General features: G+C 66.7%; 17 protein-coding genes and 1 pseudogene. 13 read left to right on the top strand and 5 right to left on the bottom strand.

Annotation, left to right across the window (positions count from 1 at the left end; genetic code table 11):
• The first annotated feature begins 153 nt into the window (after positions 1–153).
• Positions 154–1,191, top strand: coding sequence for a poly-gamma-glutamate hydrolase family protein (locus tag C481_RS19445; protein ID WP_006111049.1), 1,038 nt, complete (start codon positions 154–156; stop codon positions 1,189–1,191).
• On the opposite strand, the pseudogene C481_RS23220 reads toward C481_RS19445, so the two are convergent.
• Both C481_RS23220 and C481_RS19430 read right to left on the bottom strand, forming a co-directional pair.
• Positions 1,188–1,995, bottom strand: a pseudogene (locus C481_RS23220) (HAD family hydrolase). The gene C481_RS19445 and the pseudogene C481_RS23220 overlap by 4 nt on opposite strands.
• A gap of 62 nt (positions 1,996–2,057) precedes the next feature.
• Positions 2,058–2,654 (bottom strand): DJ-1/PfpI family protein, encoded by a 597-nt coding sequence (locus C481_RS19430; protein WP_006111046.1) that lies wholly within the window; start codon positions 2,652–2,654, stop codon positions 2,058–2,060.
• A 104-nt stretch (positions 2,655–2,758) separates the two neighbouring features.
• Here C481_RS19430 and C481_RS19425 point away from each other — a divergent pair, with 104 nt between their 5' ends.
• Positions 2,759–3,079: a MazG nucleotide pyrophosphohydrolase domain-containing protein gene (locus C481_RS19425; protein WP_006111045.1), complete on the top strand. Its 321-nt coding sequence runs from the start codon at positions 2,759–2,761 to the stop codon at positions 3,077–3,079.
• A gap of 18 nt (positions 3,080–3,097) precedes the next feature.
• Here C481_RS19425 and C481_RS19420 read toward each other — a convergent pair whose 3' ends face one another.
• A complete protein-coding gene (locus C481_RS19420) occupies positions 3,098–4,285 on the bottom strand; it encodes an HD domain-containing protein (protein ID WP_006111044.1) in 1,188 nt (395 codons plus the stop codon).
• 100 nt (positions 4,286–4,385) lie between these two features.
• Positions 4,386–4,886 carry an AAA family ATPase gene (locus C481_RS19415; RefSeq protein ID WP_006111043.1) on the bottom strand — a complete coding sequence of 167 codons (501 nt, stop codon included), beginning with the start codon at positions 4,884–4,886 and terminating at the stop codon, positions 4,386–4,388.
• Positions 4,887–5,087: 201 nt separating this feature from the next.
• Here C481_RS19415 and C481_RS19410 point away from each other — a divergent pair, with 201 nt between their 5' ends.
• The 9 genes from C481_RS19410 (at position 5,088) to C481_RS19360 (ending at position 18,426) form a co-directional block, all read left to right on the top strand.
• Positions 5,088–6,083, top strand: coding sequence for a substrate-binding domain-containing protein (locus tag C481_RS19410; protein WP_049904768.1), 996 nt, complete (start codon positions 5,088–5,090; stop codon positions 6,081–6,083).
• Positions 6,084–6,130: 47 nt separating this feature from the next.
• On the top strand, positions 6,131–6,898 hold the full coding sequence (gene phnC, locus C481_RS19405) for a phosphonate ABC transporter ATP-binding protein (protein ID WP_006111041.1): 768 nt from the start codon (positions 6,131–6,133) through the stop codon (positions 6,896–6,898).
• A complete protein-coding gene (locus C481_RS19400; RefSeq protein ID WP_006111040.1) occupies positions 6,895–7,782 on the top strand; it encodes a PhnE/PtxC family ABC transporter permease in 888 nt (295 codons plus the stop codon). Before phnC ends, C481_RS19400 begins: the two co-directional genes overlap by 4 nt.
• A gap of 111 nt (positions 7,783–7,893) precedes the next feature.
• Positions 7,894–8,670 carry a hypothetical protein gene (locus tag C481_RS19395; RefSeq protein WP_006111039.1) on the top strand — a complete coding sequence of 259 codons (777 nt, stop codon included), beginning with the start codon at positions 7,894–7,896 and terminating at the stop codon, positions 8,668–8,670.
• Between the two features lie 64 nt (positions 8,671–8,734).
• Complete coding sequence (gene endA, locus C481_RS19390; RefSeq protein WP_006111038.1) at positions 8,735–9,814, top strand: tRNA-intron lyase; 1,080 nt, start codon at positions 8,735–8,737, stop codon at positions 9,812–9,814.
• A gap of 92 nt (positions 9,815–9,906) precedes the next feature.
• Entirely contained in the window at positions 9,907–11,094 is a 1,188-nt protein-coding gene (locus C481_RS19385) for a tubulin/FtsZ family protein (RefSeq protein WP_006111037.1), read from the top strand.
• 3,045 nt (positions 11,095–14,139) lie between these two features.
• On the top strand, positions 14,140–15,018 hold the full coding sequence (locus C481_RS19370) for a DUF7269 family protein (protein WP_006111034.1): 879 nt from the start codon (positions 14,140–14,142) through the stop codon (positions 15,016–15,018).
• A complete protein-coding gene (locus tag C481_RS19365) occupies positions 15,011–16,345 on the top strand; it encodes a DUF58 domain-containing protein (RefSeq protein ID WP_006111033.1) in 1,335 nt (444 codons plus the stop codon). The genes C481_RS19370 and C481_RS19365 overlap by 8 nt, the downstream gene beginning before the upstream one ends.
• A complete protein-coding gene (locus tag C481_RS19360; protein ID WP_006111032.1) occupies positions 16,345–18,426 on the top strand; it encodes a DUF7519 family protein in 2,082 nt (693 codons plus the stop codon). Before C481_RS19365 ends, C481_RS19360 begins: the two co-directional genes overlap by 1 nt.
• A 21-nt stretch (positions 18,427–18,447) precedes the next feature.
• Here C481_RS19360 and C481_RS19355 read toward each other — a convergent pair whose 3' ends face one another.
• Positions 18,448–19,413, bottom strand: coding sequence for an AAA family ATPase (locus C481_RS19355; protein ID WP_006111031.1), 966 nt, complete (start codon positions 19,411–19,413; stop codon positions 18,448–18,450).
• A gap of 98 nt (positions 19,414–19,511) precedes the next feature.
• On the opposite strand from C481_RS19355, the gene C481_RS19350 reads away from it, so the two are divergent.
• Positions 19,512–21,152, top strand: a complete 1,641-nt coding sequence (locus C481_RS19350) for a tryptophan--tRNA ligase (RefSeq protein WP_006111030.1) — start codon at positions 19,512–19,514, stop codon at positions 21,150–21,152.
• 127 nt (positions 21,153–21,279) lie between these two features.
• Positions 21,280–22,653: a hypothetical protein gene (locus C481_RS19345; RefSeq protein ID WP_006111029.1), complete on the top strand. Its 1,374-nt coding sequence runs from the start codon at positions 21,280–21,282 to the stop codon at positions 22,651–22,653.
• Positions 22,654–22,923 lie beyond the last annotated feature (270 nt).

Below are 22,923 nucleotides of genomic sequence, written 5' to 3'. Positions count from 1 at the left end.
ACGTCTTCAATGTCCCTCTTCCGGTGGTACTCGAGCGAGGGGGCGGGGAAAGCGCCCGAGGCGGGAAGCCCAACTTCGCCGATCGGTTTGTATCTGACCGAACGTGTTAGCATGCAGGAGTCAATTTTATCTCGGTCCTTCTGGCAAACGCGAATGAGCGTGAAACGTGAACTGTTCCCACGAACGCTACTGACAGCCATCGGCAGTGAGGCGATAGCCTGGGCGGGCGGACCAGCGTCGACGACGGCCGAGGACCACGAAATCATCGATTTTGACCACGAGACGACCGCGCATCGCGAGCGCCTCGCACTCGCGGTGGGGACGCGAGACGAACTCGGCCTCGAGAACGGAGACCAGGTGAGAATCGGGTGCGGCGACTGCAACGACAGCACCGAAGACGGAATCGCCACGATCGGCGTCGGGCTGGCGGAGCGGCGAGGCGACGTCGTCGGCTTCGACGAGGCTACCGCCGAGCGATTAGCGTTCATCGACGGCGGGTCGATGGACGGCATCGTCGGCGAAGCGGCGTCGATCAAACCGTACGGTCCACACCCCGAGTACGAGACTCGGCAGGACGCACTCGATCACAACGAGTACGTCGAAGTCCTCGAAGACGATGGAACAGCCGATGAACTCGTCATCACCGCCCCCCACGGGACGTATCTCGAGTACAATACCGAGAAACAGGCCGACCGGGTTTACGAACGGACCACCGCCGCGGCCGTCGAGTGGACCTGCGTCGGCTACAGCGCGGAGAAGGGTGCGTTCGACCGCTGGCATATCATGTCCGCGGATATTAGCCCGCAATCGTTTCCCGAACTCGACCGAATCGCCGACCGCGGGTTCGACCACGCGGTGAGTTTTCACGGCTTCAGCGACTGGGACTGTTTCGACGAGGATATCGTGATCGGTGGCGGCGCCCCCGAGCAACTGAAGCGAGACCTCGAAGCCGAAATCGAAGCCCGCACCGAGTTCGCGGTCCTCGTCACGGGTATCGACGGCGACGAAGCGACCGATCACGACTGCGAGCAGGAACCGTTTCCCGGGACCAGCACCGCCAACTTCGTCAACTGGCTCACGGAGGACGATTCCAGCGGCCTCCAGGTCGAGCAGTCGCCCGCCGTTCGAGAGGACGGGAACTGGGAAGCGATCGCCGACGCCGTCGTCGATGTCTACGAGCGAGCGATCTAGCGGGTGTCGTCCGCGGTGAACGCCAGGACGGTCCGACGGAGCGCCGCCGACGTCTCGACCACCACGTCCGCGCCCGACCGATCGATGTCGCCGTGGGCGTCGATCCGGTAGGCGATCACGGCGGTTCCGGCGCGATCCGCCGCCTCGATGCCGTTCGCCGAATCCTCGACGACGGCACACCTGGCGGCCGGAACGCCGACTTCGTCCGCGGCGTACTCGAACACGTCGGGAGCCGGCTTGCTCGCCGCGTCGATGTCGTCGGCGCTGATAACGTAGTCGAACGAGTCGGCGAGCTCGAATCGGTCCGTGACCCAGCCGATCCACTCGTGGGGCGACGAGGAGACGATCGCCGTCTCGATACCGCGCGCATCGAGTTCGGCGAGCAAGTCGTGCAGCCCGTCCAACAGTTCGACCCGTTCCGTGTAGAGTTCTTCCGCGGCCAGGGCGAACCGCANTCGCCGTCTCGATACCGCGCGCATCGAGTTCGGCGAGCAAGTCGTGCAGCCCGTCCAACAGTTCGACCCGTTCCGTGTAGAGTTCTTCCGCGGCCAGGGCGAACCGCTCGACGAACGCTTCGCGCGTGATCGCCGCTCCGTACGTCGAGTCGAGGTAGTCGTAGATCTCCCGGTAGTTCATGCCGCTGACTTCGGCGACGTCGACGTCTTCGTTCGGGACCGCCGCGGGCAGGATCTCTTCCTCCTGGAAGGTCACCCAGTAGTCCTCGCTGTTGACGAGGACGCCGTCCATATCGAATAACACTGCGTCGACGCTCACGTCCGTCGTGACTGCCGTCGCTTCGTCCATGTGTATCGGGCTACCCGACGGTCCCGTATAGCAGTTTGGCTCGCAGTCGGTTTCGTCGCAAGTTAGCCGAAAACGTCGCCGCGGCGCTCGTGGGCCATTTCGGTTGCCACCTCGTCCGCGACCGACGCGCCGAACTCGCGCTCGACGAGCCAGAGGCCGAGGTCGATCCCCGAGGTGACGCCGCCGGCGGTGAGCACGTCGCCGTCGTCGACCACGCGCTCGTCGACGACGTTGGCAGCGGTCGCCTCGAGATCGTCGACCGCGACGCGGTGCGTGGTCGCGGGGCGACCCTCGAGCAGCCCCGCCTCGGCGAGGACCATCGCCCCGGTACAGACCGAGGCAACGGTCGCGCCGTTCGTGTAGCGTTCGTCGACCGCGTCCGGCAACGCGCCGCCCTCGACGGCCGCGCGGACGCCCTCGTTCGCGCTCGTCCACCCGCCGCCCGGGACGAGCAACAGGTCCGGGTCGCCGAGCGTCCCGTCGGGTTCGACCCGCAGGTCGTGGCTGGCCGTCACGAGATCGGTCTCCTCGAGCGTCACGAGTTCCGTGTCGACCGACGCGCCGGCGTGGGCGGCGTTCTCGAGCACCTCGTACGGACCGATCGCGTCGAGTTCATCGAAGCCGTCGAACAGGACGATTTCGGCGGTAAGATCGACCATGTGCAACCGGTCACTGTCGCGGAAGAAACGTGTTGTGCCGGCATCAACGTGCAACGCAGCCCCGAGCCGATCATCTTTTCTTCCGACAGGTTCTGGGGCGACCTATGACGACCCAGTCTCAGTCCCAGCAGGACCGCGTCGCCGCGTTCATCGACCGCCACGACCTCGAAACCCCACCCGCGTTCAGGCTGCTCGATCTCACGTCCGAGGTGGGTGAGCTCGCGAAGGACGCGAACGAGTCGACCGACTACGGCTCGGCCCCGGACGAACTCGACCTCTCCGCGGATGAACTCGGGGACGTCCTGTTCGCGCTGCTCGCGCTCGCGAACTCGGTCGATGTCGATGCGAACGCGGCTCTGAACGAAGCGCTCGAGAAGTACGAAACGCGCCTCGAAGATGCGGAGTCGCCGGGGTCGGGACGGTAAAGTAACGACGGACGGAGACTACGGGGCGACCGTCGCCTCAGTCTCGAGGACGGCTGCCGCGGCGTCGCGCACCGCCGATAACGCGGGTTCGGGCGCGTAGACGCCGAGCCGCCAGATTTCGCGGGCACAGGCGTCCAGTCCGGCGACGAGCGAGGACCGCTCTTCGAGCCGTCGAAGTTCGCCGTTGACCACGATTTTGGCCCGCGATTCGGGAGAACTGGGGACCGGCGGGCTGTCGACGATGACGGCGGACGGGTCGACGCCGGCGAGTTCGGCGATCTCGCGTTCGAGTTCACGCGTGCGGTCGTACGCGAGGCCGACGAACCGGTCCGGCACGGTTCCGCGCTGTGCCCAGATCGCCCGTTTGTAGAGCGAGCGCTCGCGGAGCCGGGTTTCGAAATCGGCCGTCGACTCGTGTTCTGCGAGCAGTGAGAGCAGTTCCGAATCGGTGAGTCGTGCGAATCGCTCGGGCGCGACGACCGCGTCGCGCAGCACGCGTTCGCTCGCGCGGTCGAGCATCGCGCCGGCGATGCGGGAAACGTGGTGGCCGTAGACGGTCGCGTTCATCAGCGTGCGGGCGATCAACGCGCTCTCGGCCGTGGCGACGTTGCCCGCCTCGAGCGCGAGGTCGCCGTCGACGGTGCGGAGGGAATAGAGGAGTCGCGAGTGGTCGATGGTGCCGTAGGGAACGCCGGTGTGGTGGGCGTCGCGAACGAGGTAATCCATTCGGTCGACGTCGAGCGAGCCGGAGACGAGTTCGCCGAGCGGGCCGCGACCGTCGACGGTCGCCGCGACCGCCTCGGGGTCGAGTCCCTGCGCTTCGAGGGCGCTGGCGAGTTCGCTGTCGGTAAGGAGCCACTCGATTTCGTCGTGGTGGCGGCCGAGGTGGCGTTCGATGGCGGCCTCCGTCTGGTGGCCGAACGGGCCGTGGCCGACGTCGTGGACGAGCGCCGCGGCGCGGAGGCGGTCGGCGAGCGGGTCGTCGACGCCGAGCCGGTCGACGGCGCGCGAGGCGAGGTGGTAGACGCCGAGGCTGTGCTCGAAGCGCGTGTGATTTGCGGACGGATAGACCAACTGGACGGTGCTCAGTTGCCGGACGTAGCGCAGCCGCTGCATCGGGGCGGTATCGAGCAGCGCTTCCGCGGTCGGACAGAGTTCGATGTAGTCGTGAACGCTGTCCTTGATCGTCGTCGCCGTCGGAGTCATAGTCGACCACTCGGCGGAGGGCTCTTAGACGCGGTGGTCTCAGAGTCATCGCCGGCGAGGTGGGACCGACGCGCTCGATGCACCGATGACTGAAAAGGGACTACAGAATGAACTCGTCGATCTGCCGGTAGGTCTCCTCGAGCGTCCCCGAATTGTCGATGACGACGTGATCGCGCTCGACGGGGTCGAACGTCTCGCGCAACTGTAGGTGCTGTTCGAACTGCGCGTCGCTGATCGAGTTCGTTCGCGCTTCGATCCGTTCCTGAACGACCTCGAGGTCGCAAGTCACGCGGACGAACGTGAACTCGGCACCGGTTGCGGTTGCGACCGCAGCAGCGCGGTCCCGGTAGCGTCGGGACTGAAACGTCGCGTCGAGGACGACGTTCGACCCGCTCTCGAGGGCCGTGCGAGCGCGTTCGAGTAGTTCCTCGTAGGTCGCGTCGGTTTCCGCCGTCGTATAGTCGGGATCGGAAAAGAGCTGTTTGCGGACCCGGTCGGTCCGGTAGCGTTCAGCGGGGAGTTCAGCAGCAGTATAGGCTGAAGCGGCCGATTTCCCCGTCCCAGGGAGGCCACAGTAGACGGTTAGCGTTGGACGAGCCACGTGTTCCAGTTCCGGGTCGGATACTAAATCCGCCTGGATTTCGATATCGAAATCCGATAGTTGGAGCGAATACCCAGAGAGATGGATTCGACCGGGGGACGTGGACGATTCCGTTGAACACGAGCGAGATATATATGAATATATTCTGTTCCGTAGCAGAATTATCATTATGTTTATAATGCTTCGATTTTCGTACTACGTATGGTGCAGCTACCACGACGCGGCGATCACACCAGACGCACGTTCCTGAAGGCGACAGGGGGGCTTACGCTCGCTGGGATGGCTGGGTGTCTCAGCAGTACCGAAAGCGGTGCAGTCCGGTTCATTCTCAATCCGGCCGAGGAACAGACTGACATCGTACAGGAGTATACGCCGATGAAGGAATATCTCGAGGGCGAAACCGAGGCGGAAATCGAACTCATCCGGGCCGATTCGTACGTCGACACCCTCGAATCGCTCGAAACCGATCAGGGAGATATCGCCGATACGTCGCCGACCGCAGTTCCGGCCGGAGACGGGTTCGCCGATATCATCGGAATGCGAACCGCGTACGGCGGCGCGCTTTACTTTTCGACGATCACGACGCTGGCAGACAGCGACATCGAGAGCTTGTCCGACTTGGAGGGTGAAGTGATGACGACCGGTGCCAGAATGTCGACCAGCGGCACCCTCGCACCGACGCTTATGCTGAAAGACGCCGGTCTCGACACCGGAAACTACCCCGACGGCGACGCGGTCGATCTGGAGCTACAAAACGCACCGGATCACGATCGGTCGCGCGAACAGTTGGTCAACGATGACGCAATTGTCGCCGCCGCAACGGGTGCGTTTGCGTCTGCGCCACAGGTACCACAGGAACAGTTCGACGACTACTCCGAGTTCGTCGAGCATTCGTCCGAGTACGAGGATGCCGGCTCGGGAATCGACGACGAGAACCCGGAACTACGCCTCCTGGCCGTCTCGGATCCCCTTCCACGAGCCCCGATCATGGCTCGCAGCGAGTGGGACGGTTCGGAGCGTGACGCCATCGAAACGGCACTGCTCGAAGCCGACGAGACGGACCTGGTCCCGGAAGATGTCGACGACGAATACGAACTCTGGTTTACCGGCATCGAGGAAGCCGAGCGGAGCGATTACGAACCGATCGACGACATCCTCGATGAACTCGGACTCGAGTTCCAGGATTTCGGCGAATAACGAAGCAACAGACGTAGCCGAGCAACCAACCATTCACACAGCTATCAATGTCTGCGATACGCGTAGAGAACCTCACAAAGCGGTTCGGGGAAACCGTCGCGCTCGACGATGTCTCGTTCGAAATCGAAGCGGGCGAGTTCACCGTCGTGCTCGGTATTTCGGGGTCGGGGAAATCGACGCTACTCCGGTGTGTCAACGGGCTAACTGCCCCAACCAGCGGCCGGGTAGTCGTCGATGGCGACCCCGTGACATCGCATCGAGACGACGTGGCGATGGTCTTCCAACAGCACAATATTCTCGACGGAACGAGCGCGTACTCGAACGCGCTCAGCGGCGCATTAGGCCGGACGAACTTTCTTCGGAGCCTCCTTCGATTCAACGACCGGGAGGATAAACTCCAGGCGCTCGAGGCACTGGATATGGTCGGACTGCTAGACGAGGCGAGCCAACGCGCCGGCAGAATGAGCGGCGGACAACAACAGCGCGTCGGCATCGCTCGCGCGCTCGTCCAGAACCCGCAGATACTGCTCGCCGACGAACCGGTTGCGAGTCTCGACCCCGGTAGTTCACAGACGGTCATGCGGTATCTGCGAGGTGCAGCCGAAGAACGCGGGCTGACGGCGATGATCAGCCTTCACCAGGTGAATCTCGCCCGCCAGTTCGGCGAGCGGTTTATCGGCCTCGCGGACGGACGAGTCGTTTTCGACGGCTACCGAGAGGACCTCACGTTCGACGTCATCGACGATCTGTACGGCGGCATCGACATGGAGGGGTTCCTCTCCGGAAACGAAACCGATGCGACGGTGGTACAATGAGTACCCAATTGTCCCTCGAACAACGACTCGAGGAGATTCGACTTACTCGGCGGGTTCGATGGATACTCTACGGCTTCCTGTCGCTCTGTTTTATCAGCGCGTTCTACGGATCGTTACTCCTGATCCAGTTCTCCGTCGTCGACCTCTATAATCAACTTCCGGTCTTTGCGGAACGGATCACGAACTACACCCCGAACTGGATGTTCATTTTGGAACGGAACCTCCCGCGCGAGTCGGTGATCACCCTCGCGGTCGGCTTTGCGGGAACGGTTATCGGACTCCCGCTGGCACTGCTGCTCGGCGTCCTCGGCAGCTCGCGAGTGACACCGTTCCCCCTGAATTTCCTCTTTCGAGGCGTGATGGGCGTTTTCCGTGCGATTCCGTCGCTCGTCTGGTTCCTGATGTTCATCCCGCTTGCCGGCCTGTCGGCGGTCACCGCGACTATCGCGGTGGTCGTCAGTACGATCGGGAATCTCGGTCGACTGTTCACGGACGAACTCGAGGAGGTCGAGGAGGGACAGATCGAGGCGATGAAGACGACCGGTGCATCGAAGGGACAGACGGTCGTCTTCGGCATGATTAGCCAGGTCAAAACGTCGTTCATCGCCTGGACGCTGTACATCTTCGAGGTGAACGTCCGGACGGCGGTCACGCTCGGCCTGCTCGGCGGCAGCGGGATCGGCGAGATCATTCAGGTCCAACAGGGGCTGCGTGCGTACGGAAACATGATGGCCGGTATTGTCGTGGTCCTGTTCCTGATTCTCGCCGTCGAAATCATCAGCCAGCGGTTCCGGTCGTACCTGCGTGACGACGAAGAGACGAGCGGACTGGTCGCACTCCTGGTCGGCCTGCCACAACGGATGGTCGAATCGGCGCTCAAATAGTGCCACAGGCAGATTTTATGGGTGTGTCGTCGAAATCGACAGTCGATGCGGTTGTGGCGACCACCCGTCCGCCGGCCGCGAGTTTAAATAGGAATCCGCATCAGCCAGCCTATGATCGACGACGCGATTCGCGTCCTCGCCGGCGACTGTACCGTGATCGCCGAGGCCGACGACCGATCGGAGTACCGCGGCCGGGTGACGACGATCGTCAAACCCGACAACACCGTCCTCGTCCACGACGTCGACGGCTACCAGCCCGTCGCCTGGCTCACCCGCGCCGACAGCGTCTCCAGCGACCGCGCGGGCGACTTCACGCTCGTCGCGAAGAAGGACACCCAGACCCTGCGGATCGCGGCCCACGACCAGGACGGCTTCGCTCACTACCCCGCCTCTGCGGCCGGGACGCCCGTCGGAACGTGCCAAAGCGAGGACTGCGACGGTGAACTCGTCCGCTCGAAGGGGGTCCACTGCGTCGACTGCGGGACGCGCTACGGCATCCCGACCGACGCGACGATCAAGGACGACCAATCGTACTGCGACTGCGGGCTTCCGCGGATGCGCGTCGAGCGCGGCCTCGCGTTCGACGTCTGTCTCGATCGCAACTGCGAATCGCTCGATGAGGCCGTCCGAGAGGCCTTCGACCGCGAATGGGACTGTCCGGAGTCGAACTGCGACGGCGACCTTCGCATCCTCCGGCGCGGCGGACTCATCGCCGGTTGTGAGCACTATCCCGAGTGCGACACCGGCTTCGCGATGCCCGCGGGCGTCGTCGACGGCGAGTGTGACTGTGGCCTGCCAACGTTCGAAACGCACGGTGGGACGCGGTGTCTCGATGCGACGTGTGACCGAGCGGCTGCACGACGCGTCGAGGCTGCAAGCGACGACTGACCGGTGGACAATAGACGCAGCGTCGATCCACACGCACTTAACGCACCACAGACAACCACTGCGTATGTCACTGGAGGGGCGATTCGACGCCGAGACGGGCGTCGTCCGCGTCGGCAACGACGCGCGCCAGCGCTATCACGACTCGCGCGGCTACGGCTATCCACTCGAGGGCAACGAGATCGCTCTCGCGCCCGTCGAGGCGGCCCACTTGCTCTATCGCGGCGACCTCGACGCCGTCGTCGACGATGCGACCGGCGACCGACTCGACTTTCAAGCGTTTGCCAGCCGCGAACCCGGTACCGACTTCGGCGTCCGATTTCTCGTCTACGCGGATCTGCGCGAGCGCGGGTTCTACCTTTCACCGGCCGCCGAGCCGTGGGTCGACGACCCGCCAGGGGGAGCGGTCGACTTCGCCGTCTTCCCCCGCGGCAAGGGCCCTGGCGACGGCGAAATCGGCTACGCACTCCGAATCATCGGCGAGCGAACCGACGTCCCCGCGAGTTCACTCGCGGACGGCGTGCTCGCGGTCGTCGACGAAGAAAGCGAGATCACGTACTTCGAGGTGACGGGGAGCGAGCCGACGGGAAACACGGCGACCAGCCTTCCGAGCGGGGTCGACGCAACGTTGCTCGCGGATCGCGTCGTCCTCTGGGAGCCGCCGATCGACCTCTACGAGGATGCGTTCTACGGCCAGCCCCTGGAAGGGCGGGAGTACGAGCGGCCGACGCTGCAGTGTTCGCTCCTCGAAGCGGCTTACCTTGCCAGACGCGACGTGATCGACCTCGAGTTCGGTGCGGTTCGGGAGCGGGGACGCGAGGTCGAGGGGGAACGCTTCGACCGCCGATTGCGCGTCTATACCGAACTGCGCGAGCGCGAAATCGTCCCCAAGACGGGCTACAAGTTCGGGGCTGACTTTCGGACGTACGCCGAGGTTGAGTCTGTCGCCGAACTCGGCCACTCGGAGTTACTGGTACGGGTTCATCCCGCGGAAGCGGTCTTCGAGCCCCGTGATCTGGCACTCGACGTGCGGCTGGCCCACGGGGTGCGAAAGACGATGGTGTTTGCGCTTGTCGAGCGGGGTGACGGAGCAACACCTGCGGAGACTGATATCGAGTGGTGGTCGATCGAGCGGTTAACGCCGTAGTCAGTCCGCTCGTTCGCCTCCACTATCGCGACGCGACAATAGAACCGACACAAACGGAACCATGAAAGTCCCGCCAGACGATAGGGGTAGCCATGCAACTCGAGGTGATCGGGGTCGGCGGCGCAGGATGTCGGATCGCCGAGACGATCCGGACGGCAGAAACCGCGACCCAACCGTTTCTCTGTGACGTCTTCGCGTTCGATACCGATACGCAGGCGCTTGCCGAACTCGACTCCGTTCCCGACGACCACCGCCATCGATACGGTGCAGGCATCGATACCGGCCTCAACGGGAATCTTCAGCGCGGCGAGACGCTCGGCGAAGAACACGTCGACGAACTCAGCCGCAAACTCGACGCCGGCCACCCCTCGGCCGCGGACGCGTTCCTCGTCGTCGTCGGCCTCGGCGGCGCAACCGGCGGCGGGGCCGCACCCGAACTCGTCGCAAATCTGCAGACGCTGTACGACGTACCGGTATACGTTCTCGGGACGCTCCCGGCCGACCGCGAGCGCTCACCCGACGGTGATCCGTCGGTACCGAACGACGATACCCGTCCGTCAGGCGCGGATGCAGACGGCGCGACGCGACCGCTCGCCGCAGCGAACGCGACGCAGACGCTCTCTCGACTCGACGGCCTCGCGAACGCCGTGCTCTGTTTCGACAACGAGCCGTGGCTTCGAACCGGCGAGGACATGGCCGACGGGCGCGCCCGGCTCAATCAAGAACTCGCAGCCCGCGTCGAGGCGCTGTTCGGTGCGACAGCACAGCCGGCCGACGAGAGTGCAACGAGCGCCGAGACCGTCATCGACGCGAACGACATCCGCCGCATTCTGGGCAACGAGACGGCGCTCGTCTCGCTCGGCTACGGCACACAGCGAATCGAGTCCAGCGGCGAGGCCGGCTCCGTACTGGGACTCGAACTCGATCTGGGCCTCGGTCTTTTCGGCTCGGACTCGACCGTGGAAACGAGTGCCGCCGTCAGCGCCGTCGAAACCACGGTCGGCAAAGCGATCCAGGGAAAACTCACGCTCGAGTGCGAGCGCGCGAACACCGACCGGGCGCTGCTCGTCGTCGGCGGGCCGCCCGAGTGGCTCAATCGGACGGCAGTCGCAGACGGTCGCCGCCGGCTCGAATCGGCGACGGAATCGACGCAGACGCTCGGCGGTGACGCACCGCGACCGGACAGCGAGACCGTCTTCGCGCTCGCAGTGCTGGCCGGCATCGAACCCGTCGACCGAATCGAGCAGCTGCGGGCAGCGGCGCACCAGTCCGAGCAGTGACAGCGCAGCACCCCGCCGATCACAATACCCACGCATTCTGTCAGTACTCGACGTGGGAAAAGCGACCGTCCAGTAAGTGTTTTGGCCGTCTGCATGTCATCTGTGCGTACGTTTATAGTCGAAGAACCAATATGTCTCTCCGAACGGTAGGTCTGGATGGGGACGGAACCGACGGAACCGGCGGAATCGACAAGAACGGAGGACGCAGCGACGAGTTCACGGTCGGTATCGGTATCGGCGTCGACATCGGCATCGACACCAGTACCGGAATCCGGATCCGTATCCGAGTTCGAATCCGAGTCCAAGTCGGGCCCCGGCCCAGATTGGATACAGTTCCTGCTCGTTGTACTGACCGTCCTGGTGCTCGCGCTGGCAGCGATTGCGATCCCGGCACTCGGTGGCGGCGGCGACGGAACCCGTTCAGCCGCGGGGGCAGGAAATCTCCTTGAACTCGGCGCGGGCGGGAACGACAGTGCAGACGGCACGGCCGGAACAGGAGGGGCAGCGCGAAGCGGAAACGGCAGTACTGAACTCGGGAGCGGAAGCGAGAGCGGGAACGGGAGTGGTGGATCGGCGTCCAGTGGTGAGGGTGGGGGCGGTGGAGAGGCGGTTCCGAACCGGGGCGGAGAGACGAGTGGTGAAGGCCGTGACGGCGATGGAGACGGGTTCAGTGGCGGNAGGAGGGGGCGGTGAGTCGGGTGAAAGCGGGTTCGAGAGCGACGAGAGCGGCACTGGTGATGAGGGTGGCGCTGGTGGCGGGCAGAGTGAGGACGGCGAAACTGGTGGTGATTCCGGCGGTGAGACCGGCGAAGGAGTCGAGACTGGCGCTGCGGGAGGGAATGGGACGGCTGGAGAACCGGGCGCCGGTGGCGAGTTCGGCGCAGATCCCGACGAGGGAGACGAATTCGGCGACGAGGCCGGCGACGAGTTCGGCCAGGGCGGAAGCGGGTCGGCGGAGAGCGACGGTGGTGGGAACGGTGAGGTGGCCGGGGATGGGGAGGGTGCTCCCGGGGCGGAGACTGAGAGCGGCGGGGCCGACAGTGACGACGGGTTCGAATCGAGCGAGGGCGGAGACGAGTCAGCGGCCGGGTCGGGGGGCGCCGAGGAGTCGGCCGAACGGGACGGGAGTAGCGGGGGAACCGACGGCGAAACGGAGAGCGAGGGGGCCGCAAGCGGCTACGATATTTCCTTCGACGAGTCGCCGACGCCCGGAAGCGAGGTCGAGGTTACCGTCACGGAAGACGGCGACCCGCTCCCGGGTGCGACGGTCTCCTTCAACGGGAACCCGATCGGCACCACCGGTGTTGATGGGGTCGTGAGCGGAACGGTTCCGTTTACGGAGACGGTGACGGTCGCGGTCGAGCCACGGGGACAGGGGCGGGAACGAGAACGGGAGCAGACCCACGCCCAGGAACCGACTACAGCACGGGACCCAGCCGTTCGGGGCGCGATCGGCGCGCGTCTCGGGGGCTCATCGATCCAGTTCTACGGCGGGAACGTCGCCGGTCCACCTGCTCGCCTCCAAGACGAGAGCGCGGACGAGGGAGGTGCTTCGAACGAGTCGGCGCGGCCGGGGGGACGAGCGGCGGGCACAGAACGGACCGTCGAGATGGACGCCGAGACCACGCTCGCGATCAGTCGCGCGGGTGCACTCGCGGACGACGACGCGGTCCCGTCCGGAACGAACGTCACGGTGACGGCCGCGGTCGAAGGAAATCCGATTCCAGCGGGGACGGTGCTACTCGACGGGGAACAAGTCGGAACGACGGACGAGTTCGGAACGGCGGAAATCGAGATGCCGGAAACGCGAGGGGAGACGACGATCGCCGTCGAGCGTGACGACATTCGTGCCGAGCGGACGGTCGGGGTCTACGGACTGTCGATCGAGGTCGCCGAACGGCTCCCGCTCCCGGGACGGACCGTCGAAGCGACGGTCCAGTACGACGGTGGAAGCGCCGCCGCGCGAGCAGACGAGGCGGGCGACGGGACTGGTGTTGGTGGCGAAGCCACCGCGCCTGACGCACCGACCGCGGTGGAGAATGCGACCCTGCTGATCGATGGAGAACCGGTGGCGACGACCGGAACCGACGGAACCGCGACGGTCTCCCTCCCTGTTTCGAACGAGGCGACGATCAGCGCACGGGTCTCCGAGACGACGGCCGAAACCACCCTCACCGGACTCTACCGGAACGCCGCGGTCGTCGCCACCGCCGGACTCACACTCGTCACCCTCCTCGGATGGTTCCTCAAGCGTCGGTTCGGAATGACGACGGCGACGGTCCGAACGCTGCCGGAGCGAGTTCGTCGACTCCTGGCTCGAACGGGCGAGTTCATCCGCGACCTCGGAAGGCGGGCCGTCGAGGCGGTCGTCCGCCTCGCCGCCGCCCTCGAACGAGTCGGGGACTGGTTGGCCGTCCAGGGTCGGGCCGCGCTGCGAGCACTCCGACGGACCGGACGCCGACTCCGCGGACTGCCGGGTGAACTCGCGGAGCGAGGGCTCGCCGCACTGGCGGCGCTCCATCCGAGGCGGCTCGCCGCGTTCATCCGCACCGTCCTGCGGTCGTTGCGACGGTCGGACCGAGAACGCAAAGCGGAGTCGGCTTCGGACGTTCACGCCGAGATAGGCGAGACCGAATCGGCGCGCGAGCCCGGAGGTCGAAGGCGAACGGTTCGGAGACTCTGGCGCGAGTTCGTCCGCGCGGTGCGACCGCCCGGCGTTCGGACGAAGACCGCGGGCGAGATCGGTCGGTACGCGGTCGAGCGCGGGTTTCCGGAGCGGCCGGTCCGGACCGTCGTCGAGGTTTTCAGAGACGCGGAGTACGGCGAGTCATCGCCGGCGGAGCCGCGGATCGAACGCGTTCAGGCTGCCGTGCGGTCGGTCGCTGGAGACACAGCCGCACCGGCGGACGCAGGCGCGGAAACAGGGGCAAGGGCAGCGGAAGCGGAACGGGAAGGAAAAGGAACGACGGATACGATGCCGGGGGGCGAACACGAGTCGAACCGGGAGGATGAGCCGGTAGAAGAGGCAGAAGAGGGTGACCGGCCGTGAGCGACCGATCGGTGCTGAACGTGCTTCTCGGCGTGCTCGCGATCAGTACGCTCGGTATCGGCACGGTACTGGCAGCGGCCCCGACGGTTCTCCCGGCCGCGGTCATCGAACTCGTGGCGACGGTCGAGCAGACGGTCGACGCGGAGCGTGCCCTCCTCGTGCTCGGCGGGCTGATCGGGCTGTTCGCCCTCTGGCGGGCGTACTTCTCGGGAGCGAGTGGCGCGACAGATCGTGGCATCGGCACCGCGTACGAACAGAACCGACCTCGGACGCGAGTTCAAAATCCGCGCGGGGACCGTGTCGGGGATCGACCGCCGACACGAACTCGGGGGACAGCGAGTGAGTCGCCGGCCGTCGAGGTGGTCGGCGAGGAGATCACCGAGCGCGTCGATCGGACGACCCGCGCGTTGAAACGGGGATCGGCGGGACCAGTCCGGACGGAAGCTGTCGTCAAGGAGCTTCGGGAGACGCTTCGAGCCGTCGAGATGGCACACGGTCGGACGGACGGGGCGGGCGGGGCGGACGGAGTCGACGAAACCGACGAGCGGATTCGGTGCGGCGAGTGGACGGACGACCGGATCGCGGCGACGTTTCTCGGCGACGAATCCGCGGGGCGGCTCTCGATCTGGCACCGATTTCGGAACTGGTTGTTCCCGGGACGAACGTTCGAACGCCGCCTCGATCGAACGATTGCCGAACTGGAACGGTACGCAACGGAGTCCGCTGGATCGGCGGCTACAGTAGGAGAGACGAGCGACGCACGGAGGGCGGGAGGGGCGGTGGAAGACCGGGAACCGACCGGTCGAAAGCCAGACGACGCCGGCGGCGATTCCGGCGAGGACACCGCGACACCGACGGAGGGAACGCGTGCGTAGCGTCTCCCGGTGGCACTCCGGCGTCGTCGCGTCGCTCGCCCTCGCCGCCGTCGGCACCGTGTTCGGCTCGGCGACGCTGTTACTCGCCGCGACCGTCCCCGTCTGCTACCTCGGCTACGCCGCGCTGTCGTCCGTTCCCGATCCGGCGGCGGCGGTGTCGATAGAACGCGACTGCGAGCCACGGCTGCCCCACCCCGGCGAGCGCGTCGACGTGACGCTCACGGTTCGAAACGACTCGACTCGGACGCTTCCGGACGTTCGAATCGCCGACCGCGTTCCGGTCGAAACCGCCGTCGTCGACGGAACCGCGCGAACCGCGACGACGCTCCGCCCCGGCGAGCGGACCGAGTTCACCTACGCGGTGCGCCCGCGGCGGGGCACCTACGCCTTCGACGACGCGTGGGTCCGCGTGCGGAGCCTGAGCGGGACGGCCGTGGCGACGGCTTCGATCCCGGCCGCCGGGGACGACGAACTCGAGTGTACGATTCCGGTAGACGGTCTCTCGCTCCGCCGGAAGACGCTGCCGCTCGCCGGCACCGTCGCGAGCGACAGCGGCGGCGCGGGGTACGAGTTCCACTCGACGCGGGACTACCACCGGGGCGATCCGGTGAGCCGGATCGACTGGCGGCGGTACGCCCGGACGGGTGAACTCGGCACCGTGCGCTACCGCGAGCAGGAGGCGACGAAGGTCGTGGTCGTCGTCGACGGCAGGGCGGTGTCGGGAGTCGCGGCGGCCCGCGGACACCCGGGTGGAACCACGCTCGCGTCCTACGCTGGGACGGTGACGAGTGCGACGATGCTCGAGGCCGCCCACAGCGTCGGCGTCGTCGGACTCGGCGTTCGGGGCCGGATACCCGGCGTCTACGCGGGACCGCCGGCATACGTCGAACCGGGAAGGGGCGCGGACGTGAGCGGTCGAATTGCGAGCGTCTGTGACGCCGTCGCCGCGCGCGATGAGCCGACGCGGATGCGGGCGCGAAGCGATGGCGGCGGGGGAGAACGAGCGAGGGCGAGCGAGGCGCCGACGGCGACCGCCGACCGGCTCGAGACGCTGTTGCCGTCGGACGCGCAGCTCGTGGTTTGTACGCCGGCGGTGGACGACGGAATCGTCGACCTCGCGCTGGCGCTTCGCCGGCGCGGGTACCGACTGTCGGTCGTGTCGCCGAACGTGACGACGCGCGCGGAAATCGGGGCGCGGCTGGCGGCGATTCGCCGGGAGGCGCGGCTCGAACGCCTCCGGCGAGGGGAGATTCCCGTGGCGGACTGGGAACCGGAGCAGCCGCTTGCGACGACCCTCGAGCGGGCGTTTGGGGAGGTGCGTCACTAATGGCTCCGGACGACGACCTCGGGTCCCAGGAGAGGAGGCGGACGGAACGGCGACCTGTCGGGGGAGGACCGGCGACGACAACGCGACCGAACGCGACGCGACCCACCACCGCGCGATCCAGCGGGACGGTCAGTGCGTCGATACCGGCCGTCGTGACGATCTTGGCGACGCTCGCGGGGACACTCGTGCTCGGCATCATCGTCGATGCGGTTGCGGCTGCAGTCGTCGCCGGTCTCGCCGGCGGTCTACTGGCGGCGACGGTGACGGCCACGAAACGGCGAACGCCGGGCGGTCGAGCCGTCGGGAGCCTGCTCGCCGTGCTCGCTGCACTCGGAACGGCTGGCGCGCTCGGCCTTGCCCTTCGCGGCGATTCGGCGTCGATTCAGCCGGGGTACCGCGTCGGTGTCGTCCTCGCGATCGTTCTCGCGACGTTCGGCGGCGCGGCGACCAGAACGGGCGCGGTCGGCGACGGTGCCGTCCGCTCCGCGCTGCCGGTCGTCTGGCTCACGTCGATCCTCGTCGCCGTCGTGTCGGCGGCGTTTTTCGACCCGATTCGGTCACCGTCGCTGTGGCCCGCTCTTCCCGGGACGGGGACGGGGACTGGAACAGGGACAAGGAACGGCAACACTCCAGCGCAAGTGCTCGGTGAACTCGTGTCGCCGACGGAGGCGGCGACGACTGCGGGTGCGCTGAGCTTCGTCGGGCTACTCGTGGGACTGCTGTGGCTCGCGGTGCTCGTCCTGCCGCGACTGCCGATTCCGGAGTTATTCCCCCGGGATCGACGCGAGACGGCACGCCGGCGGATCGCGTGGCTCGCCTCGCGAGCGGGCTGGACCGGCTGGGCAGTCCTGGGTGGAACCCTCCTGGCGAGTTCAGTCGCGGTCCTGGCTCGAACCGGCGACAATCGAGGCATCGATACCGCGGCCGCGCTCGTCGAGTCGACGCTCGTCCCGCTCACCATGGCGACACCCGTTCGTGTCGCCGTTCTCGCGGGGATCGTCGCGCTCTGTCTGGCCGGACTCGGTTCGCGGCTCCCAACGCTCTCCAGGCTCCGATACGGGGCCGCCGTCAGGTGGACGCCGGCGTTCGCGGGCGGGGCCCTCATCGTGATCCTCGCCTCGATCGGCTACCCGCTGGCGTTCGACCACTGGATCGGTCCCGAACTCGAGGCGATGGCCGCCGCGAACGAACGGGGCGCGCTGCCGGGACCCGCCGGTGAACTCGCGATCGATGACCTGCGTTCGCTCGCGTCGCCGCCGACGGGCATCGCCATCGCCGGGTTCCTGCTAAGCGGGTTCGTCGGGACGATCTTCGCGCTACTGGTCGCCGTCTGGCTGCTCGGCGCCCTCGGCCCGCTTTCGGACCGCGCGGCTCCCGCGACGCTGGCCGCGAGTTCGCTCGTCGCTGGCGGCGCGGTCGTCGCTCTCGGCGGCGGGTCGACGCTCGCGGTCGGCACCGCCGTCGCCTGCGCACTCGTCGCCTGGGACGCCGGCGGCTACGGCGTCTCGCTCGTCGACGAAATCGGCCGAAACGTCCCCGCACGACGGCCAGCACTGGCGCATACGACCGGCACGGTCCTCGTCGGAACGCTCGGAATCGGTCTCGCAGTCGGTCTCAACTCCCTTCTCGGCCGACTCGCGATCCGAACCGGCGTGACGGTCGCCGTCGCTTGTACCATTGCGTTGGTCGCCTCGCTTATCGTTCTCAAACGACGAGCAACCGCCGCCGCTGCGGCTGGCCGAACCCGAACGGGGGACATCTCTCGGCTCCCCGTCGCGGCGGGAACCGTCCCCGGTATCGACGCCGGCGAGGCCCGCGCCCTGCGAACCGCCGGCTTCGAAACGCTCGGCGACATCCAGACCGCCCGCGCGGCTGAACTCGAATCCGTCGAGACGCTGAGCGACGAGACGGTCGCGGCCATCACCTCGCGTCTCGACGCCGCGCCGTCGGGTGAGTCAGCCGCAGCCGAGTTCACCGGCAGCGAGCCGTCTACGGACGAGAGACCAGGACAGACTGCGGGAGTCTCCGAGTCAGCGCTCGACGAGAGCGAAACGGAGCACTCGGCTTCGAAAACCGACTAGCCGCGTTCGATCGGCCCGGCGCTACGGGTCGACCGCCGGAACCTCGACTCGATCCAGCACGGACCGGACGACGGTCGATCCGTCGACGCCCTCGATTCGCGCGTCGGTCGTCAGCACGAGCCGGTGCTGCATGATCGGCTCGGCGATCCGCTTGATATCGTCCGGTGCGACGTACTCCCGGCCGGAAATCGCCGCCCGTGCGCGTGCGGCCTCGAAATACCGTTGAATCCCCCGCGGCGAGATGCCGATCTCGACCCGATCGTCCGCTCTGGTCGCCCGCGCGAGATCCACGAGATAGCCCCGAACCGGCCCGCTCATCGACACCCGCTCGGGGACGCGCTGGAGCGTCCGCACGCCCGCCGCATCGAGCACCGGCTCGACCGTCGGCAGCTTCGTCTCGCGCTCGCTTCGCCGCTCGATCAACTCGAGTTCACCCGCCCGATCCGGGTAGCCGATGGCGGTCTTGATCGTAAAGCGGTCGCGCTGCGCTTCGGGCAACTCGAAGGTCCCTTCCTGTTCGACCGGGTTCTGCGTCGCGATGACGAGAAACGGGTCCGGCAGATCGCGCGTCGTCCCGTCGACGGTGACCTGTCCTTCGTCCATCGCTTCGAGGAGGGCGGCCTGGGTTTTCGGCGGCGCGCGGTTGATCTCGTCGGCGAGCACCACGTTCGCGAACACCGGTCCGCGGGTGAACTCGAACGCGCCGGTGCGTTCGTTGAAGACGTGCGACCCGGTGATGTCGCTCGGCAGCAGGTCCGGGGTGAACTGGATACGGGAGAACTCGAGCCCGAGCGCCCGGGCGAACGCCAGCGCCGTCAGCGTTTTCCCGGTGCCGGGTACGTCTTCGAGAAGGACGTGGCCGCGGGCGAGCGTCGCGGTGAGCACCTGCTCGAGGAACTCGCGGTCGGTGATCACCGCGTCGCCGATCCGCGAGAGGACTTCGGTGCAGGTCTCGCTCGTCGCGACGGCCGAAACGTCGTCTGCCATCGGTTGGCGTTGTCGTGGGCGTCACATGAAGATACTGGCGGACAGCGGACGGCAAAGAAGCGAAGGCTTTTGCGCGCCGGCGCGCCAAAACGGTGGTAATGACCGGAGACGACCCACGCGAGGAGCCCAGGGAGTTCGAGGACGACGAGTCCGAGACTGCGGCCGACGCTGTCGCTGTCGACGACGAGGGGGCGACACCCCTTCGAGCGGACGGCGGTGCCGCGGGTGCCGACGACGTCGCACTGGACCCGTGGGGCTCCTCGACCGTCTCCGACTACCGCAAACTGTTCGACGAGTTCGGCATCGAGGAGTTCGACGACGTCCTGGACGAGGTCCCGCACCCGCACTACCTGATGCGCCGAGGCGTCATCTTCGGCCAGCGCGAGTACCGGCCGGTCATCCGCGCGCTCCAGAACGACGAGCCGGCGGCCGTCCTCTCGGGATTCATGCCCACCGGCGACCCGCACATCGGCCACAAACTCGTCTTCGACGAGATCATCTGGCACCAACAGCAGGGTGCAGAGGCCCACGCGCTGATCGCCGACCTGGAAGCCAACGCCGCTCGCGGCCTCTCCTGGGAAGAAATCGACGAACACGCCCGCAGCTACCTGCTCTCCCTGCTCGCGCTCGGCTTCGACCCCGAGGACGGCGACCTCTACCGCCAGTCGGAAAACCGCGAGGTCCAGGACCTGGCGTTCGATCTCGGGGCCGAGGCCAACTTCTCCGAGTTCCAGGCGATCTACGGCTTCGACGGCGAGACCGACGTCTCGCACATGCAGTCGGTCGTCACCCAGATGGCGGACATCCTCTACCCGCAGTTGGACGAACCGAAGCCGACCGTGATCCCCGTCGGACCCGACCAGGACCCCCACGTCCGCCTGGCCCGCGACCTCGCCGAACGGATGCGCTTTTTCAAGGTCTCCAAGGCTTACGCCAGCTTCGAACTCGAGGCCGACGAGCGCGAACTCGTCGCCGAGTTCTACGAGCGCCTCGATCCGGCCGACTTCGACGACGAGCGGCTCCGGTGCGTCCACGTCGCCGACACCTTAGAGGAGACGCCGCTCGCCGACCTCGGGATCGACGCGAGCACGCTCGAGTCGGTGTTGACGAAGCTGAACGAGGGCGGAATGGAACCGCTTCGTCCGCGAACCCGCTTCTCCGACCGACGGGCGACCGAAGAGGCCTTCAACGCGCTCATCGACGCCATCGAGGGCGAAAAGCGCGTCTACGAAAACCACGTCGACGCCTTCGAGATCGACCGCGCCGAGGCGGAAGACCTCGCGCGGGAGATCGAGGTCGGGAACGGCGGCTACGGCTTCCAGCCGCCGTCGTCGATCTACCACCGCTTCATGACCGGGCTGACGGGCGGGAAGATGTCCTCCTCGATTCCGGCCTCCCACATCTCCCTGCTCGACGACCCCGAGGACGGCTACGATAAGGTCAAATCGGCGACGACCGGCGGCCGCGAAACCGCCGAAGAGCAACGCGAGAAGGGCGGCAAGGCCGACGAGTGTCCGGTCTACGAACTGTACGCCTACCTGCTCGCCGGCGACGACGACGAGTTCGCAAAGCGCGTCTACGACGAGTGCGTCGGCGGCGAGCGCCTCTGTGGCGACTGCAAGGAACAGGCCGCTCAGTTGATGAAGGAATTCCTCGAAGAGCACCAGCAGAAGCGTGCGGAGGTCGAAGAACTGCTCGAGGAGGCCGATATCGAACTCGAGTCGCCGCGGCGACAGTAGCGCGTTCGCACACACCGAAGTCGAAGAGTCGGACGTGACGGCAGCGGTACGTTTCTCCCCGCGTCGGCGTTGTGTTTTGGCGTCTGACGAAGTTATATAGGGCCGTTCGTGAAAGCACCGACAACGGATGCCCTCCTCTCGCCCTTCCGGTCCGTCCAGTTCCACCGGCAACGCGGACGCCCTCCTGCGCTGTGCGGACGTGCTCGGCTCCTTCGGCGTCACGGCGGCCGACGTTCGCTCTGGTCGAGGTGGTAGCGCCGGCGACACCGGCGACCTCGCAACCGCCCTCGCCGACGAACTCGCGGCCGGCAAGGATCGGACGGCCGTCCTTTGCCGGACGATCGCCGAGAGCGAGCGCGGGCTCGGTTGCGCCGCACGCTACGCCCAGGACACGCTCGATCGGGAACTGGCGGCCGTCTTCGACGCCATCGGCTGGTCGTTTCGGTGCGAACGGATCGCCGCAGCGCTGCGCTCGGACGACCGGCTCCACCTGCGGGCGTCCGACTATCAGGGCCGACGGCGGGAGACGACCGTCGAGTATCCCGACACGCCGCTTGGCACCGACAATCTGCCGGCGATCCTGCAAGCGATCAACGCCTCGCTGCTCGCCGGAACCGACGCGCGATTCGTCCTGCTCTCCGCCGGCGTCGATCGCTGGCGGGCCGCGCTGGTCGAGGAACCCGAACTCGAGCGCCTGCGCGAACGGTACGGCCCGCGAATCGACGCCGTCGGAACGCCGCTACTCCCCGAGTACGAACTCGGGGCGTACGTCCCCGACGAGTCGACAGCCTACTCGAGTGCAATACCGAGCGACGGTGCTGCCCCGTGGCCCGACTGGGCCGCCGACCGCGAGCGCGACGGGACGCGGACGACGGGCGAGGAGTTCGGATCGCTGATCGAGGAGGCAGAAGCCGGAGCGACAGCGGCCCCGGAGCGCGAGAGCAAGAGCAAGAGCAAGAACGACTTCGAACTCCGCGGCTCACCGAGCGTCTCGCGGGTGACCGAGGCCGGCACCGACGAGACCAGCGAAACCGGAACCGACGCCGACACAGCCGGACCCGGCACCGACCCGCGTTCGCAAACTGAACTCGAGGAATTCGACCGATCGGCAGCATCGTCATCGGCCTCAGCCGGTGCGGATGCGACAGCGACCGATTCCGCGGCCGCCGACGAGTTCGGCTCGCTCTCGGGTTCGAGTACGACGACGCGGGTCACAAACGACTCCTTCGGGAGCGATGTCGAGTGGGAGTCAGAAGACGACCGGTATCGTGCGCTGGGTGCGGCGCTCGGTGCCGGCGGGAAGGTCTCCGTGCGCGGACTGCTCGAGGACGAGGAGTTCCTGCCGGAGCTGCCGGAAAGGGAGCGATCGGAGACGCGCATCGAGTTCGGCGACGCGTTCGATCCGGCGGCGGTTTCGCGGGCGAAGGCGGCGGCCGAGCAGTCGGGGTTCGTCTGGGTCGAATCGGGCTCGCTGGAGACGACGCGCGTGTCGAACTCGTAGCCGGCGAGTCCGCGATGGAGCCGCGTTCGAGACCGCTGCAAGAGTCCGTTCGAGGCCACTGGCCGGGCATCGTCCGAACGCGGGTAACGCGGTTGAGCCGGCGCACGATCTGTCGAGGGCAGTGTCACCGTCCCGCAACGCTTTTGCCCCAGCCAGGGCATCGAACGTATATGGCACCCGAATCCCCGACTCGTGCCAGCGTCGTGAGCCAGCCACAGCAGCCACACTCGGGATTCGGGTTCGTTTTTGCGCGCTGAGGGTGAGAGGAAC

Source organism: Natrialba asiatica DSM 12278, from assembly GCF_000337555.1.
GTDB lineage: Archaea > Halobacteriota > Halobacteria > Halobacteriales > Natrialbaceae > Natrialba > Natrialba asiatica.
Note: the sequence above shows the minus strand (reverse complement) of the source record. Positions and strands in the feature narration are given on the sequence as shown.